Source organism: Flavobacterium flevense, assembly GCF_900142775.1.
Lineage (GTDB): Bacteria > Bacteroidota > Bacteroidia > Flavobacteriales > Flavobacteriaceae > Flavobacterium > Flavobacterium flevense.
The window spans coordinates 641,929-657,496 of record NZ_FRCC01000001.1 but is presented as its reverse complement, the minus strand read 5'-3'; the positions used below and the strand labels follow the sequence as shown (position 1 = coordinate 657,496).

Below are 15,568 nucleotides of genomic sequence, written 5' to 3'. Positions count from 1 at the left end.
CATTACATGGGTGAGATAATTGTTGCTACGTTTGAAAAATCTAAATCAATTAATGATTTAAATAAAATTAAAAGTATGGGATTTTCTGAGCAGGATTTTGAACAAATCAATGAACACGGAGTTTTATTAGAAGATATTAAAAAGCAACTTGCAATTTTTAAAAAAGGAATTGCAAAGATGGAGCTAATGGAAGCTGCAACTGTGGGAAATGGGATTTTAAAATTAACCGATGAAGAATTTGTTGAAAAAGCAAGTTTTTTTGATGAACATAAAACAAATCTTAAGTTATTAAAATTCGTTCCTGCCTCAGGAGCAGCCAGCAGAATGTTTAAATTCCTGACAACATTCCTGAACGAATTTGATATAGAGAAAGAAACTATAAATGCCTATATCAACAGAAAAAAGGAAAATAAACTGGCTGTTTTTATTATTGGAATGGAGAAGTTGCCGTTTTTTGAGACAATTCATAAAAAAATAAAGGAAGAGTTTCCTGATTTTGATTCTTTTACCAGAGACTATAAAAATTATTATTTTATAAAATTCATGTTGGATGCCAGGTATTTTGATTTTGCCTCTAAGCCTAAAGGGATTTTACCTTTTCACAAATATGCCACTACAATTGCTACACCTATAGAGGAACATTTATATGAATGCGGTTATTATTCCAGTACTAATAATAAATCCCATCTGCATTTTACAGTTTCAGAAGCGCATCAAATTGATTTTGAGAAAATTATAGACAATGTAAGAGATAAAGTAGAAAAGGAAACTCAAACCAGTATAGAAGTTAGCTATTCCTATCAGGATAAAAAAACGGATACTATTGCTGTGTCCATGAATAATAAACCCTTTAGAAAGGAAAATGGTGAATTGCTTTTTAGACCCGGAGGGCATGGGGCTTTATTAGAAAATTTAAACAAGCTTGATGCCGATATTATTTTTATCAAAAATATAGACAATGTAATTCTTCACAACAATGAAAAAATAGCATTATATAAAAAAGCTTTAGCCGGCATTTTATTAGAATTGCAACAACAAATATTTGCCTGCCTGCATTTAATTGACAGTTTTACTGCTACAGATCATAAAATAGATGAAATCATAGTCTTCCTGAAGGAAAAACTGAATATAGAAGTCAAAGCAGATTTTGATTTATACAAATTTGAAAACCAAATCAAAATATTAAAATCAATATTAAACCGACCAATAAGAGTGTGCGGAATGGTTAAAAATGAAGGAGAGCCAGGCGGAGGACCGTTCTGGGTGAAAAATGAACAAAAAGAAGTTTCGTTGCAAATTGTAGAGTCTTCACAGGTAGATTTAGATGATAAGAAGCAAGTTAAAATCATGGAACATGCAACTCATTTTAATCCTGTAGATTTAGTATGTGCTACGAAAAATTATAAGAATGAAAAGTTTAATTTACACCAGTTTGTAGATGAAAATAGTGGCTTTATTGTACAGAAAAACTATTTGGGAAAAGATATTAAAAGCTATGAATTGCCAGGATTGTGGAACGGAGCAATGGCAAACTGGCTGACTGTTTTTGTAGAGGTGCCTTTGATTACTTTTAATCCGGTAAAAACGGTAAATGATTTATTAAAAGAAGCGCATCAGTCTTAAAAAGATGGAGATTCAGAAAATTATATCAGAGTTACAGTATAAAGCGGTCAGGAGTAGTGGTGCTGGCGGACAAAACGTAAATAAAGTTTCGTCTAAAGTGGTGCTGTCTTTTGATTTGAAAAATTCGCAGGCATTATCAGAGGAAGAAAAAACGTTGTTAGAAACAAATCTTTCGTCAAGGTTGACTACCGATGCAGTTTTGATTCTGAATTGTGATGAAGACAGAAGCCAACTTAAAAACAAAGAAATAGTTACCAAACGATTTTTGGAACTAATTAAAAAAGCATTGATTGTTCCTAAAATCCGGAAAGCAACCAAAGTGCCTAAATCAGTTATTAAAAAACGAATCAAAGACAAGAAGAATATTTCGGAAATAAAGAAAACTCGTAGAAAACCCGACTTTTAGTATCAGGATTTATAAAATTAAGGAAGAAGAAAATTAAAATCTTTGTTCTTAATTTTTTTATCTTAATTCTTTTCTATCTTTGCACCGTCTCAAAGGGGTGCTCTAAATAACGAGCTGAGATCATACCCAACGAACCTGAGCAAGTAATGTTGCTAAGGGAAAAAACGATAAATTAGTAGCAAAAAACTATTGATTTATTTGTGGAACAATTTATTACATTAACAAAAAGAATAATTCCCCCTTTTATTCGTAAAATAATTACGGATGAAAACTTTTATTTTAGGTGCTAAGACACAAAGTTACAAAGGTTCTAAGGTTCGAAATGTTGTCGGAACCAAATCTATTTTCTTTACTCTATTTTCTATTTTCTTTACTCTGTTTTCTTTTTCTCAGGTAAAAGACACAACCAATGTGAATCAATTGGATGAAGTATTGGTTTCAGCTGTTCGTGTTACCACAAAAACCCCCGTGAGTTTTTCTAATTTAACTAAGAAAGATATCGCTCCACGCAATTTAGGACAGGATATTCCCATTTTGATGAATTATATGCCTTCGGTTGTTACTACTTCGGATGCCGGAAACGGGATAGGCTATTCCGGAATTCGTGTTCGTGGTAGCGATGCAACCAGAATCAATGTTACTATTAACGGAATTCCTTATAATGATGCTGAAAGTCAGGGAACATTTTGGGTTAATATGCCTGATTTTGTTTCTTCTGTAGAAAGTTTACAATTACAGCGTGGTGTAGGGACTTCAACTAATGGAGCGGGAGCTTTTGGAGCCAGTCTGAATATGTTGACTGATAATTATGCTAAGAAAAGTACCGGCGAAATTTCTAATTCTTTCGGAAGTTTTAATACACGCAAACATACCGTGAAATTTAGTTCCGGTTTAATGAACGACCATTTTGAATTAGCGGGGCGTTTATCTGTTTTGAAATCTGACGGATATATTGACAGAGCAAGTTCTGATTTAAAGTCCTATTTTTTACAGGGAACTTATGTAGGGAAGACCACTTTGATTAAAGCATTAGCCTTTGGAGGAACAGAAAAAACGTACCAATCCTGGAACGGAATCGATGCTGAAACAATGGCTGATAACAGAACTTTTAATTCGGCCGGAATGTTTACAGACGAAGCCGGAAACACTCGTTTTTATGATAATGAAACCGATAATTATCAGCAGGATCATTATCAATTGCACTGGAACGAGAAATTATCTGATAATTGGGATACGAACTTAGCTTTTCATTATACTAAAGGAAAAGGCTATTATGAAAATTACAAAGAAGATGCCGACTTTGAAGATTATGGTTTAAACCCGGTGGGTTCAATAACAACAACTGATTTAGTACGTCAAAAATGGTTAGACAATGATTTTTACGGAACAACTTTTTCGGCTAATTATAAAAATGAGAATGTAAGTTTCATTTTTGGCGGAGGCTGGAACAAATATGAAGGAGATCATTATGGAAAAGTGATTTGGGCAAGATATGCTTCGCAAAGTGAACTTGGAGATCATTATTATGATGATTTTTCGACAAAAATAGATGGAAATATCTTTGCAAAAGTTAATTACCAGCTGACTTCGCAACTAAGTTTGTTCGGAGATTTGCAATATAGAAATGTTACTTATAAAGCGAATAGCTGGGAAACAGGTTTAGTAGATGATACTTTTGATTTCTTTAACCCAAAAGCAGGTTTGAACTTTGAAATTAATCAAAAAAACACTCTTTATTTTTCTTATGCCAGAGCCAATCGTGAACCCAACAGGACTGATTATGAAGGCGGAAATGTAAAACCTGAAAGATTAAATGATTTTGAATTAGGATGGAGATTAAGTACTGAAAAATTAAAATTTAATTCGAATGTTTATTACATGGCTTACAAAGACCAATTGGTTTTAACCGGAGGATTAAATGATGTAGGAAGCCCAATCAGACAAAATAGTGGTGATAGTTATAGATTAGGACTGGAGATTGATGCCACTTTAAGGCTTTCTGATAAATGGACTATTGCTCCAAATGCCACACTAAGTACTAATAAAAATGTTGATTTTATTGCTGATGTAGATGGGGATTTAACCAATTTAGGTAATACTGATATTGCTTTTTCACCTGAATTTATAGCAGGGAATATTGTAACTTTTTCGCCAGTGGAATCTTTACGATTGAGTTTAATGTCTAAGTTTGTGAGTAGTCAATACATGAACAACATAGAGTTGCCGGACGCTAAACTGGCAGATTATTTTGTGAATGACTTTAATGTTACTTATACCATTTTGCCAAAAAGTGTTTTTAAATCTATTGTTGTAAGTGTATTAGCGAATAATATTACCAATAAGCAATACATTTCAAATGGATATATGTGGGATGTTTATCCGTATTATTATCCACAAGCCGGGGCTAATTTCCTGGCCGGTCTTACCCTGAAGTTTTAATTTGTAGTTTATATTTTAAAAAGCCTGAAAGTTTTAAATTTTCAGGCTTTTTTGTTTTAATTGTATATTCTCAAGAGATTTCCATTTTTCTCAACCCGATATTGTTTCAAAGGATACTTTAATTTTCCCTGACCTGTGAACAAACTGTATTCTTCATCATCACAGGGGCAAACTACGTTAATTCCGTCCAGAGTTAATGTGGAACAGCTGCTCAGTGCCTGATTAGGGCAGGCTGCATCAAAGGCATTATAGCCCGAGCCGGTATTAAATACATAAATACCTTTAGGTCCTACTTCAGGACCGGCATAATAAACAGCATTACTCACAAAATTAAGGTTGGAATAAGAGGCAAAGCTCAAGTTTAAAGTTACCGAAAAATTATAGTTGGGAATATAAGGATTGTTATTATTGAACCCATTATCGGAACAGGAAAAAAACAAAAAACTCATTAGTAAAAGCGGGATGATTTTTTTCATGTTTTTAATTTGTAAAAGAATTAGTGAAACAAATTTAATTTATTTACATTTGAAATAATAATGGTTAACATATAATTATACACTATAAAAAAATATATTATCTTTGTGGAAAGAAATCCCGTCACGATGGGATTTTTTCTATTTTATAAAATGATGAAGTTATGAGTACAGTATCTTATTACACAGCAGAAGGACTTAAAAAATTAAGAGAAGAATTAGATTATTTAAAGACAGTGATGCGACCTAAAGCATCTCAGGATATAGCAGATGCAAGAGATAAAGGTGATTTATCTGAAAATGCAGAATATGATGCTGCCAAAGAAGCTCAAGGAATGTTAGAAATGAAAATTGCCAAACTGGAGGAAATTCATGCTAATGCCCGATTGATTGATGAGTCTAACCTTGACTTGTCAAAAGTCTTGGTGTTGTCAAGTGTGAAAATCAGGAATCAGGCTAATGGTATGGAAATGAAATATACCTTAGTTGCCGAAAGTGAAGCCGATCTAAAAACAGGAAAAATATCTGTTACTTCTCCAATAGGGAAAGGACTATTAGGGAAATCAATAGGAGAAGTTGCCGAAATTAAAGTACCAAACGGTGTTTTGAAATTTGAGGTTTTAGAAATTTCAAGAGACTAGTTATAAGTATTTAGTGTTTCAGTTAGAAAATTTTAAACTCTTTTCAGTTTTCTCAATTCTAAACTCTTAAATCTAAATTCTAAAATCATTCCCATGAGCTCAATATTCACCAAAATAGTAAACGGAGAAATTCCATCTTATAAAATTGCTGAAGACGATAATTATTTTGCTTTTTTAGATATCAATCCCAATGCAAAAGGGCATACGTTGTGTATCCCAAAATTTGAAATCGATAAGATTTTTGATATGGATGAAGCGCACTATTTGGGATTAATGCATTTTTCCAGAAAAGTGGCTAAGGCAATAGAAAAAACTGTTCCGTGTAACAGAATAGCTATTTCAGTTATCGGGTTAGAGGTGCCTCATGCCCATGTTCACTTGATTCCGTTAAACAGTATGGAAGATATTCGCTTTCAGAAAAAAGTACAAATGAGCAAAGAAGAATTCGAGAATCTGGCTCAGGAAATCAGGGCTAATTTATAGTTTTAGTAGTTTCCCAATAATAATGTAGTATGAATCGTTTAGAGAATTTCTTTAAACGATTTTTTTTTTATCAAATAAAATAATTATGAATTATCTTATTTTATATATTTGATTTTGTACAGCAAACTTTTTATATGAAAAATATTCTCTTATTGTTTTTTTGTTTTTGTTCCTTTTTTGTTTTGGCACAAAAGAAACAAAAAAACCAGAAACCCCAGAAAAATTATGATTTGGTTGATGCTAAGATGGATAAAATGCCAGCTGATTTAGAGCAATCAATAGATGCGATTAGCCAATATATAAAAAGTAATTTTGAAACAGAATCGGATAGAATTCGTGCCGTATATTATTGGACTACCAAGACAATCAGCTATGATGTTGATAATATGTTTGAAGTACAATTTGATGAAAAACTGGAGGATCGCATTGCCAGAACATTTAATAATAAAAAAGGAGTTTGTTTTGATTATGCGAATATTTTTAGTCAATTAGCTAATGCTGTCGGCATAAAATCAGTAGTGATTTCGGGCTATACCAAATGGAACAAAATAAAAGTAGATAATTTATCTCATGCCTGGAATGCAGCCAGAATAGATAATAAATGGTATTTATTTGATCCCACCTGGGGTTCCGGTTATGTTACTAATGGCATGTTTACCAGACGAATTGACGATAAACATTTTAAAACAGATCCTGAAATAATGATAAATACACACATGCCATTTGATTATTTATGGCAGTTGAGAGAGTATCCTATTACCAATCAGGAATTTATTGAAGGTGTTTATGCAGGCGATGATGCTAAACAAAAATTTGATTTTGCTAATGAAATAATAAGATATGAAAGCCTGCCCAAGATTGATCAGCTAAAGGAAGTAGCTGACAGAATTGGAAAAGGAGGGATGAAAAATCAACATATTTCTCAGGCTTTTGTACATGCTAAATCAGCCTGGAGAAATCAAAGTGAACGTGAAAAAGGAAATAAATTCACTGAAATCATCAATCAGTTTAATAAGGCAAACACACAGTTGAACGATTTTATCAATTATAGAAATAAACAATTTCAGCCTGTTGTTACCGATAAGGAAATCAAAAGAAAAATCGAAGAACCAAGAGATAGTTTAGTAAAATGCCAAAAAGCTCTTGTGGATTTTGAAAAAGATGCCAATAGCCTCAATAAAACGAATATCGATAATTTAAAACAGGAAATTTCTAAAAGGTTAGAGAAATCAGAAGAATATTTACAGTTTGTAAATGCTTATCTGGCTAAACCTGCTGCCTCCAGAAAAGCAATGTTTTACAAAGTGGTGTCAAAAATTAAATAGCATTTAAATCAGCTTTTTAAGGCTAATTTGCATCGTGGTACCTTTTCCTATTTCAGAATGTAAGACTTTAATATTTCCTTTATGGTATTCTTTTACAATTCGCTTGGTTAAGGAAAGCCCTAATCCCCAACCTCTTTTTTTAGTAGTAAATCCGGGTTCAAAAATGGTTTTGAATTGTTTTTTAGAGATTCCGCTGCCCGTATCAGAAACGTTTATTTTTACATAAACAGAATCTTCCTGTATCAAAACGGCAATTTTTCCTTTGCCTTTCATGGCATCAATGGCATTTTTAATCAGGTTTTCAATAGTCCAGCTGTGCAACACAGGATTGAGCATGGTGTAAATAGATGATTTTGGACTTTCGAATGAAAATTCAATTTGTTTGGAAAAACGCGATTGAAGATAGTGATAGGTTTGCAAAGTTTCTTTAATAATATCGCTCCTTTCTAAAATGGGTTCCGAACCTATTTTAGAAAAACGATCGGTTATGGTTTGCAGGCGGTCAATGTCTTTTTCTATTTCAGACGTCGTCGTTTCATCTACATTTTCACTTTTCAAAATTTCGACCCAACCAATTAAGGAAGAAAGTGGTGTTCCTATCTGATGGGCTGTTTCCTTAGCCATTCCGGCCCAAAGTTTGTTTTGAGTAGCGATTTTAGTACTTCGGTAGAAATAATAAATTAAGGCCGAAAACAAGAAAATAATCAATAGCAAAGCTACAGGATAATATTTTAGTTTATTCAATAAAGCCGAGTTTCCATAATACCATTTTTGGAATTTATCAGGAGCATATTCAATAATAATCGGTTCATTTTCTTTTTTTAGGTTAGCTAAAAAAGCCATTGATTTCTCCTTGTCTTTTACAATGCTTTCGTCAATGTTGATTGTATTGATGATGCTGTCATTTTCAGTAAGAATAACCGGAATCGAATTATTGTTGTTAAAAATCTGAAGCGGAAGTTCAACATCCGTATTTTCATCAGCGTTAATAAGCGTTTTTTGGGCTTTCGCCAAAAGGTTCATTTTTAGACGTTCCTCGTTCTTAAAAATCTGAAAAAAAGTATAAGTATTCCAAAGAATGATCGAAATGATGAAAAAGGAAGCAAAAACAAGAATCCATCGTCCGGTATTTCTTTTGTCAGAAAATTGCATACGTAATATTTTGGAGTATAAATATAACGAAATATACCTTCTATTATTTTAGTTTTTTTTTAAGTTTTATAAACGAATGTAAAACCTTTGAAAGTGCTCAAATAGAACTGTTGATCAAAGAATTAAAAATTAAAATAGAAATTGTAAAACAAACATTATTATCGGTTAAAAGAAGTTACTATATTTGTATATTAAATATTTTTCTGTGAAAAAGTTTATTTCTGAAGTTAAAAGACTTAAATGAAAATGATATACTTCTGATTTAGAAGTGCTTTTGGAAAAATAATAATCAATAACAATTAAAATAACGAAGATGGAAGTTACAGGAAAAATTAGAGTTGTTAATCCGGAACAACAAGTTAGTGCATCATTTAAAAAAAGAGAATTAGTTGTTACTACAGATGAGCAATATCCGCAACATATTTTGATCGAGTTTACTCAGGACAAATGTGATTTATTGAATAACTATTCTATCGGAGAGCCTGTAAAAGTTTCAATCAATTTAAGAGGAAGAGAATGGGTTAATCCACAAGGAGAAACAAGATTTTTTAACAGTATTCAGGGATGGAGAATTGAAAAACTGGCTACTGAAGCTCCTGCTGCACCAATGCCTGCTGCTCCCGCTTTTGCACCAGCAACAAACTTAAATGAAGACGAACCGGACGATTTACCGTTTTAATTCAAAACATATAGAAGACAAGCCTTGATAATTTCAGGGCTTTTTTTATGCTTTAAAAGGAAGGTTTTATAAGAACGCCAATTCCAAGTTGGTTTCCAAATTGAGGATAAACAAATGCCGAAGTTTTATTCTTTTTCCCCAAAAGAAGTTTTTGAAACGGATTGTAATAAGAAACTAAAATTCCGGAAGCGATTCCAATTCCGGCTCCTGTTAAAACATCTGAAGTATAATGCTTGTTGTTAGCCACACGCAATATCCCCGTAGCAGTTGCAAATACAAACCCGCTGCTGGCATACCAGAAATTAGAATCTTTGTATTCCTGATATAAAAGCGTTGCATGTGTAAAAGCAATGGCTGTATGCCCTGAAGGAAAACTCAATCGATCAGAACCATCAGGACGATGGGCTTTTACCGAATTTTTAACGGCTGTAACCACAATATAACTAATAGTATTGGCAGTAACCACATCAATAGTCTGATGCATAAAAGTGTTTTTTGGCTGGAATCCTAAAAGTTTTCCGGTGTACATTTGTACTAAAGGAACAAAAACGGTAAAATTATCTGCTCCGGTACTAAAACTGGATCCGAAAAAAGATTCAGACTCCTTTTGAATGTCTTTATTTTGTTGACTGTTGAGCAATAAAACTCCCGATCCCATTAAGGCAGCAGGGATAATGAATGATTTATAAGTCAGCTTTTTTTGATTAGCGACAGAATCCAGTGCTTGTCCCTGTGTTTTTAAAATCAAAAAAAAGAGCATTATTACTAACAATATTTTTTTCATGTAAATAAAATTGGAAGTTTATTAAGGTAACCAAAAAGTAAATTACTTTTGTCAAATGTAAGAGTATATCCTTTTAGAATAAAAAGTTATGTATTATTTATCCGAAGATTTATTTTTTCCGCCGGTTCATTTAGCTCATTCTTCAGGTATTATTGGCTTAGGAGGTGATTTATCTCCCGAGCGATTGCAATTAGCTTACAAAAGCGGAATTTTTCCATGGTTTGAAGATGGTGAACCTATTACGTGGTGGGCACCAAATCCACGGATGGTTTTATTTCTGGGTGAATTGGTGATTTCTAAAAGCATGCGGAATATTTTGAACAGAAATATTTTCAAAGTGACTTACAATCAAAATTTCAGAGAAGTCATTTCGAATTGTCAAGATGTAAAAAGGGAAGGGCAAAACGGAACCTGGATTACCGATGATATGATTGCAGCTTATTGTAAACTGCATGATTTAGGAATTGCCAAATCAGTTGAGGTTTGGCAGGATGATAAATTAGTCGGTGGATTGTATGGGGTTGATTTGGGTCATGTTTTTTGTGGAGAAAGTATGTTTTCTTTGGTTTCGAATGCTTCAAAAGTGGCTTTTATTTTTTTGGTAAACCAATTAAAAATAGAGAATTACAAACTGCTTGACTGTCAGGTTTATAATTCTCATTTGGAAAGTTTAGGCTGTCGCGAAATCGAACGAGAAGAATTTATGGAAATACTTCAAAAATGACATTAACCGCAAAGTCAACAAAGTTTTTTCGCAAAGGTTCACAAAGGATTTTAGATTTATTGAATTTCTCAAATCGGTGTTCTGAAAGACTAGAATGTTAACTTCACAAAACTCCAATCTAAGGTTTTATACAAAATCAATTCGTTTTTCAAACCGGGTAACCCAATAATTAGTTTTAAAGTTTCGTGTGCCATCATCGTTCCTATCATTCCCGGTAAAGTCCCTAAAACACCATTAAAACTGCAATTAGGTACATCTTTAGGATTAGGAGGTTGCGGAAATAAATCACGTAAATTTTTACTTCCCTGATGATTGAAAACAGCAATTTGTCCTTCGAACCCCAAAATACTACCATAAACCAAAGGTTTTTTCAGGATTACACAAGTATCGTTGACTAAATAACGCGTACTGAAATTATCCGAACCATCAACAACAATATCAAAATCAGCTATAATTTTCTCTGCATTTTCAGCCGTTAATTTTTCTTCAAAAGCCTGAACAGCAATTAACGGATTTAGTTTTTCAACGGTTTCTTTAGCTGTTAATGCTTTCGATAAACCCACTTGATTTTCGGTATATAAAATCTGGCGGTGTAAATTGTGAATTTCAATGGTGTCAAAATCTACAATGCCAATAGTTCCTACTCCGGCGGGAGCTAAATATTGTAAAACAGGGCAGCCCAAACCGCCAGCTCCGATAACAAGAACTTTCGCTTTTTTTAACTTTTCCTGTCCTGCTTCGCCAATTTCAGGTAAAATTACCTGACGATTGTATCTTAAAAAGTCTTGTATAATGCTCATTACATCTGCAATCTAAAATCGTTAATCTAAAATTTAAAATCAAAAGTTCTGTCCCAATCTTTCCAGACGGCTTCGTATCCTCTTTGTTTGATAATGGATGCCATTTCGAAAGAAGACCGTTCATCACTAATTTCAAATTGCTCCAGTGATTGCGGATCTACCACATAGCCACCCGGATTGGTTTTTGAACCAGCACTCATGCTTGTGGTTCCAATAGGGATAATGTTGTTTCTGAATTTTTCGTTTTCCCGGGTTGAAATCGAAATTTCTAAATCTTCATTCCACAATCGATACGCACAAATCAATTGGGTTAAATCTTTATCATCCATAATGAAATTTGGCTCGATGATTCCTTCGGCAGGACGTAATCGAGGGAAGGAAACCGAATATTTAGTTTGCCAATAGGTCTTTTGTAAATAATCCAAATGCAAAGCATTGAAAAAACTATCTGTTCGCCAGTCTTCCAATCCCAATAAAACTCCTAAACCTATTTTATGAATTCCGGCTTTCCCAATTCGGTCAGGCGTGTCCAGACGGAAATCAAAATTAGATTTTTTACCTTTTGTATGGTACTGTTTGTACACTTCCTGATGATACGTTTCCTGATATACTAAAACGGAATATACTCCCGCTTCATGCAATCGCTCATATTCTTCCTGAGAAAGAGGTTGTACTTCTACAGATATAATCGAAAAATCCTTTTTAATTTGATCAATCGCGTTTAAGAAATAATTAATATTTACCGTATAGTTGGCTTCACCGGTTACCAGTAAAACATGGTCAAACCCAGTTTTTTTCAAGGCTTCGACTTCGAGTTTTATTTCTGAATCGGTCAGTGTTTTGCGTTTGATTTTGTTATCCAGACTAAAACCACAATAGGTGCAAATGTTTTGGCATTCATTACTCAAATATAGCGGAGCATACATCTGGATGGTTTTTCCAAATCTTTTCTTGGTTAATTCATGACTTATCTGTGCCATTTGTTCCAAATACGGTTGTGCCGCAGGGGAAATCATCGCCAAAAAATCATCAAGATTTCTTTTGGATTTAGCTAATGCCTGTTCTACCTGCTTAGCTGTAGTAGCGTAAATTTTGGATTGAATTTCATTCCAATTGTATTGCTCGAATGTGTGTTTGAAGTTTGTCATTGGATTTTTTTTACCGCAAAGGGCACAAAGCTTTGTGTTAAGTATTTCTATTCTCTATACAAAGTATTTCGATTCCGTCTCCCTCTCCTTCGGAGAGGGTCGGGGAGAGGATTATTCATATAAAAAAGCCGTCAAAGGACTCGAGGCTACAGCCTGATTGTATTGCTGTCCTAATTTAGCTTCGTATGCTTTTCTTCCAGCGATAACAGCTTCTTTGAAAGCTTCAGCCATCATTTTTGGATTACCGGCAACTGCTATGGCAGTGTTTACAAGAACAGCATCAGCACCCAGTTCCATTGCTTTTGCAGCATCAGAAGGCGCGCCAATTCCCGCATCAATAATCACAGGAACTTTGCTTTGTTCGATAATAATTTCCAGAAAATCAATCGTTTTTAATCCTTTGTTACTACCAATAGGCGAACCCAATGGCATTACAGCTGCTGTTCCTGCATCTTCTAATCTTTTGCATAAAACCGGATCAGCATGAATGTAAGGCAAAATAATAAACCCCAGTTTAGCTAATTCCTCGGTGGCTTTTAAAGTTTCAATTGGATCCGGTAAAAGATACCTTGGATCCGGATGAATTTCCAGTTTTAGCCAGTTTGTTTCCAAAGCTTCCCGGGCTAATTGTGCTGCAAAAACAGCTTCTTTTGCATTTCTGGCACCTGATGTATTGGGTAATAAATTGATTCGGGGGTGTTTTAAATGGGATAAAATCGCATCGGTTTCGGTTTCTAAATCAACACGTTTTAAGGCAACAGTTACCAGTTCGCTTCCGGATGCTAAAATGGCTTCTTCCATTTGCACATTCGAACCAAATTTTCCTGTTCCTAAGAATAAGCGGGATTCAAAAGTTTTATCTCCAATATTAAATGGCAGCATATAATTTTTTGTTTAAATCATTAATTAATTGTTCGGGGTCTTTACTTTCTGTAATCAATCCTGAAACAGCTATCCCGTGTATTCCTGTTTTCAGGATATTATCGGTGTTTTCTAAAGTAATACCTCCTATGGCATAAATAGGGGTTTTGATGTTTTCAGCATTTAGTTTACTGAGGATGGAAGCATAGCCTTCCAGTCCTAAAATCGGACTTAAATTAGCTTTCGTTGCAGTATATTGAAAAGGTCCCAGCCCAATGTAATCGCAGCTTTCTTCAATTCTTTGTAAAACATCTTCAATGGTATTAGCTGTTCCTCCAATGATTTTTTCATGGCCTAAAATGGCTCTGGCTTCCTCCACTTTCATGTCAGACAGCCCTAAATGAACACCATCAGCATTGATTTCTTTAGCTAAATTAACATTGTCGTTAATTATAAAAGTGGCATTGTTCACGTCGCATAGTTTTTTTGCATATTCTGCTAAAGTATATAATTGCAATTCAGGCGCATTTTTAAACCGAAGCTGGATCCAGTCACAGCCACCTTCAAGTGCTTTTCGAATATTGTCTAATTGCTCTTCACTTGTTTGTCCTTGCGAGATGTATTGTAATTTCTTATTCATAATGATATCCAATTAAATTGTAGGTTGATTTGAGGTATTTTTCGATATACCTTTTAGCATAACGGCAAGAAGTTGTTAAATCTTGTCCTAATGCCAGATTAGCTGTAACAGCTGATGACAAAATGCAACCGGAACCGTGCTTTTCAGGAAGTGAATTTTCATCCGTTGAAAGCTTTAGGAACTCATTTTTTATATATAAATAATCAACACCAATTTCTTCCTGACGATGACCGCCCTTGAGTAAAACTGCGCAACGGTATGACAAGTTACCCGCAATAGCATTAGCATCTTTTTTCTCAGAAGACAATTTTAATATCTCATTGTAATTAGGTGTAATCAAGTCAATTTCTTTTAAAATAATAATCAAATCGTTTTGGTTTTGGATGTTTAAAAAGTCAAATTCAGTGGTTGATTTTAAAACTGTATCCCAAATAATTTTTGTTTTTGGCGAAAGCCTTTTTATCAAAAAAACAATCGATTTTAAATATTCTAAGCTGGGAATGATACCTATTTTTACTGCTTTGATTTCATAGGAATCAAATAATGTTTGGATAGATTGCAACACAAACTCAATAGTGGTCCATTCGATGGCAACAAATTTATCTTCGGTCTGGATGGTATTGGCTGTATTTATAGCAAACCCATATACTTTATGTTGTTCGAATGTTTTTATATCAGCCAAAACACCTGCTCCGGCCGAAGGATCAAAACCTGCGATACTTAAAACGAATGGACGATTTGTTGACATAATATGAAATTTTTAATCGGTTTTTCTGAATTCCAGATAGTTCCTAAGAGTGCTATAGCATCAAAACCTTTTTCTAAAGTCTGTTTTACATTGGCTGCCGAAACTCCTCCTAAAGCCACCAGTTGGGTATTGAAATTGGTTCTTTTTTTAATTTCTTCGAATAAATCTGTTTTTGGAGCATAGTTTTCCTTTGAAATGGAAGAGAAAACAGGACTCAAAAAAGCGTATTCATAGTGGTTTGAAAGCGAATTAAATTCATTTATCGAATGAATTGATGTTGAAATAATCCTATCAGGGTTCGAAACCCTGATAGGATTGGTTCTGGCTTTTTCAGTGAAATGAATTCTGTTTATTCCTAAATCTTCGGCTAAATGATGATGGCTATGCAAAACCAGTTTCTGACTATATTCCAATCCAATTGTAGCTACAAAATCTTTTATTTCTGTTTCGGAATAATTTGGCTTTCGAACATGAAATAATTCCATTCCTTCTTCAAAAAGAGCATGAATGGTATTGATTTCGTTTGCTATCGCAATTGGATTGGAAATGACTATCATTTTTAAGTTAGAAGTTAGAAGTTAGAAGTGGGGAGTTGGAAGTTGGAAGTCAAGTTTTAACTTCCCACTCCCAGCTTCCCTCTTC

17 protein-coding genes are annotated in these 15,568 nt (G+C 33.9%); 8 read left to right on the top strand and 9 right to left on the bottom strand.

Annotation, left to right across the window (positions count from 1 at the left end):
• The first annotated feature begins 6 nt into the window (after positions 1-6).
• From BUB89_RS02895 to BUB89_RS02885, 3 genes are all read left to right on the top strand, one after another.
• Positions 7-1,623, top strand: coding sequence for a DUF4301 family protein (locus BUB89_RS02895; RefSeq protein WP_083552432.1), 1,617 nt, complete (start codon positions 7-9; stop codon positions 1,621-1,623).
• Positions 1,624-1,627: 4 nt separating this feature from the next.
• Positions 1,628-2,029, top strand: coding sequence for an alternative ribosome rescue aminoacyl-tRNA hydrolase ArfB (arfB, locus tag BUB89_RS02890; RefSeq protein ID WP_073241663.1), 402 nt, complete (start codon positions 1,628-1,630; stop codon positions 2,027-2,029).
• A gap of 264 nt (positions 2,030-2,293) precedes the next feature.
• A complete protein-coding gene (locus tag BUB89_RS02885; RefSeq protein WP_073241661.1) occupies positions 2,294-4,468 on the top strand; it encodes a TonB-dependent receptor in 2,175 nt (724 codons plus the stop codon).
• 56 nt (positions 4,469-4,524) lie between these two features.
• Here the strand turns inward: BUB89_RS02885 and BUB89_RS02880 are convergent, their stop codons facing one another.
• Complete coding sequence (locus BUB89_RS02880; RefSeq protein ID WP_073241659.1) at positions 4,525-4,944, bottom strand: Rieske (2Fe-2S) protein; 420 nt, start codon at positions 4,942-4,944, stop codon at positions 4,525-4,527.
• Positions 4,945-5,105: 161 nt separating this feature from the next.
• Between BUB89_RS02880 and greA the strand changes: the two genes are divergently transcribed.
• The 3 genes from greA (at position 5,106) to BUB89_RS02865 (ending at position 7,390) form a co-directional block, all read left to right on the top strand.
• Complete coding sequence (greA, locus tag BUB89_RS02875; RefSeq protein ID WP_073241658.1) at positions 5,106-5,582, top strand: transcription elongation factor GreA; 477 nt, start codon at positions 5,106-5,108, stop codon at positions 5,580-5,582.
• Positions 5,583-5,675: 93 nt separating this feature from the next.
• Positions 5,676-6,065 (top strand): HIT family protein, encoded by a 390-nt coding sequence (locus BUB89_RS02870; RefSeq protein ID WP_073241657.1) that lies wholly within the window; start codon positions 5,676-5,678, stop codon positions 6,063-6,065.
• Between the two features lie 134 nt (positions 6,066-6,199).
• On the top strand, positions 6,200-7,390 hold the full coding sequence (locus tag BUB89_RS02865) for a transglutaminase domain-containing protein (protein ID WP_073241656.1): 1,191 nt from the start codon (positions 6,200-6,202) through the stop codon (positions 7,388-7,390).
• 3 nt (positions 7,391-7,393) lie between these two features.
• Here BUB89_RS02865 and BUB89_RS02860 read toward each other — a convergent pair whose 3' ends face one another.
• Positions 7,394-8,542: a sensor histidine kinase gene (locus BUB89_RS02860; protein ID WP_073241655.1), complete on the bottom strand. Its 1,149-nt coding sequence runs from the start codon at positions 8,540-8,542 to the stop codon at positions 7,394-7,396.
• 313 nt (positions 8,543-8,855) lie between these two features.
• On the opposite strand from BUB89_RS02860, the gene BUB89_RS02855 reads away from it, so the two are divergent.
• Positions 8,856-9,221 (top strand): DUF3127 domain-containing protein, encoded by a 366-nt coding sequence (locus BUB89_RS02855; RefSeq protein WP_073241654.1) that lies wholly within the window; start codon positions 8,856-8,858, stop codon positions 9,219-9,221.
• A gap of 52 nt (positions 9,222-9,273) precedes the next feature.
• Here BUB89_RS02855 and BUB89_RS02850 read toward each other — a convergent pair whose 3' ends face one another.
• Positions 9,274-10,005, bottom strand: coding sequence for a phosphatase PAP2 family protein (locus tag BUB89_RS02850; RefSeq protein ID WP_073241653.1), 732 nt, complete (start codon positions 10,003-10,005; stop codon positions 9,274-9,276).
• An 88-nt stretch (positions 10,006-10,093) separates the two neighbouring features.
• Between BUB89_RS02850 and aat the strand changes: the two genes are divergently transcribed.
• On the top strand, positions 10,094-10,729 hold the full coding sequence (gene aat, locus BUB89_RS02845) for a leucyl/phenylalanyl-tRNA--protein transferase (protein ID WP_073241651.1): 636 nt from the start codon (positions 10,094-10,096) through the stop codon (positions 10,727-10,729).
• 89 nt (positions 10,730-10,818) lie between these two features.
• Here aat and BUB89_RS02840 read toward each other — a convergent pair whose 3' ends face one another.
• From BUB89_RS02840 to BUB89_RS02815, 6 genes are all read right to left on the bottom strand, one after another.
• Complete coding sequence (locus BUB89_RS02840) at positions 10,819-11,529, bottom strand: HesA/MoeB/ThiF family protein (protein ID WP_073241649.1); 711 nt, start codon at positions 11,527-11,529, stop codon at positions 10,819-10,821.
• 26 nt (positions 11,530-11,555) lie between these two features.
• On the bottom strand, positions 11,556-12,677 hold the full coding sequence (thiH, locus tag BUB89_RS02835) for a 2-iminoacetate synthase ThiH (protein ID WP_073241647.1): 1,122 nt from the start codon (positions 12,675-12,677) through the stop codon (positions 11,556-11,558).
• A gap of 111 nt (positions 12,678-12,788) precedes the next feature.
• Positions 12,789-13,559 carry a thiazole synthase gene (locus BUB89_RS02830; RefSeq protein WP_073241646.1) on the bottom strand — a complete coding sequence of 257 codons (771 nt, stop codon included), beginning with the start codon at positions 13,557-13,559 and terminating at the stop codon, positions 12,789-12,791.
• Complete coding sequence (locus tag BUB89_RS02825) at positions 13,546-14,178, bottom strand: thiamine phosphate synthase (protein WP_073241644.1); 633 nt, start codon at positions 14,176-14,178, stop codon at positions 13,546-13,548. The genes BUB89_RS02830 and BUB89_RS02825 overlap by 14 nt, the downstream gene beginning before the upstream one ends.
• Complete coding sequence (locus tag BUB89_RS02820; RefSeq protein ID WP_073241642.1) at positions 14,171-14,926, bottom strand: hydroxymethylpyrimidine/phosphomethylpyrimidine kinase; 756 nt, start codon at positions 14,924-14,926, stop codon at positions 14,171-14,173. Before BUB89_RS02820 ends, BUB89_RS02825 begins: the two co-directional genes overlap by 8 nt.
• Entirely contained in the window at positions 14,899-15,483 is a 585-nt protein-coding gene (locus tag BUB89_RS02815; RefSeq protein ID WP_073241639.1) for a thiamine phosphate synthase, read from the bottom strand. The genes BUB89_RS02820 and BUB89_RS02815 overlap by 28 nt, the downstream gene beginning before the upstream one ends.
• Between the last annotated feature and the right edge of the window lie 85 nt (positions 15,484-15,568).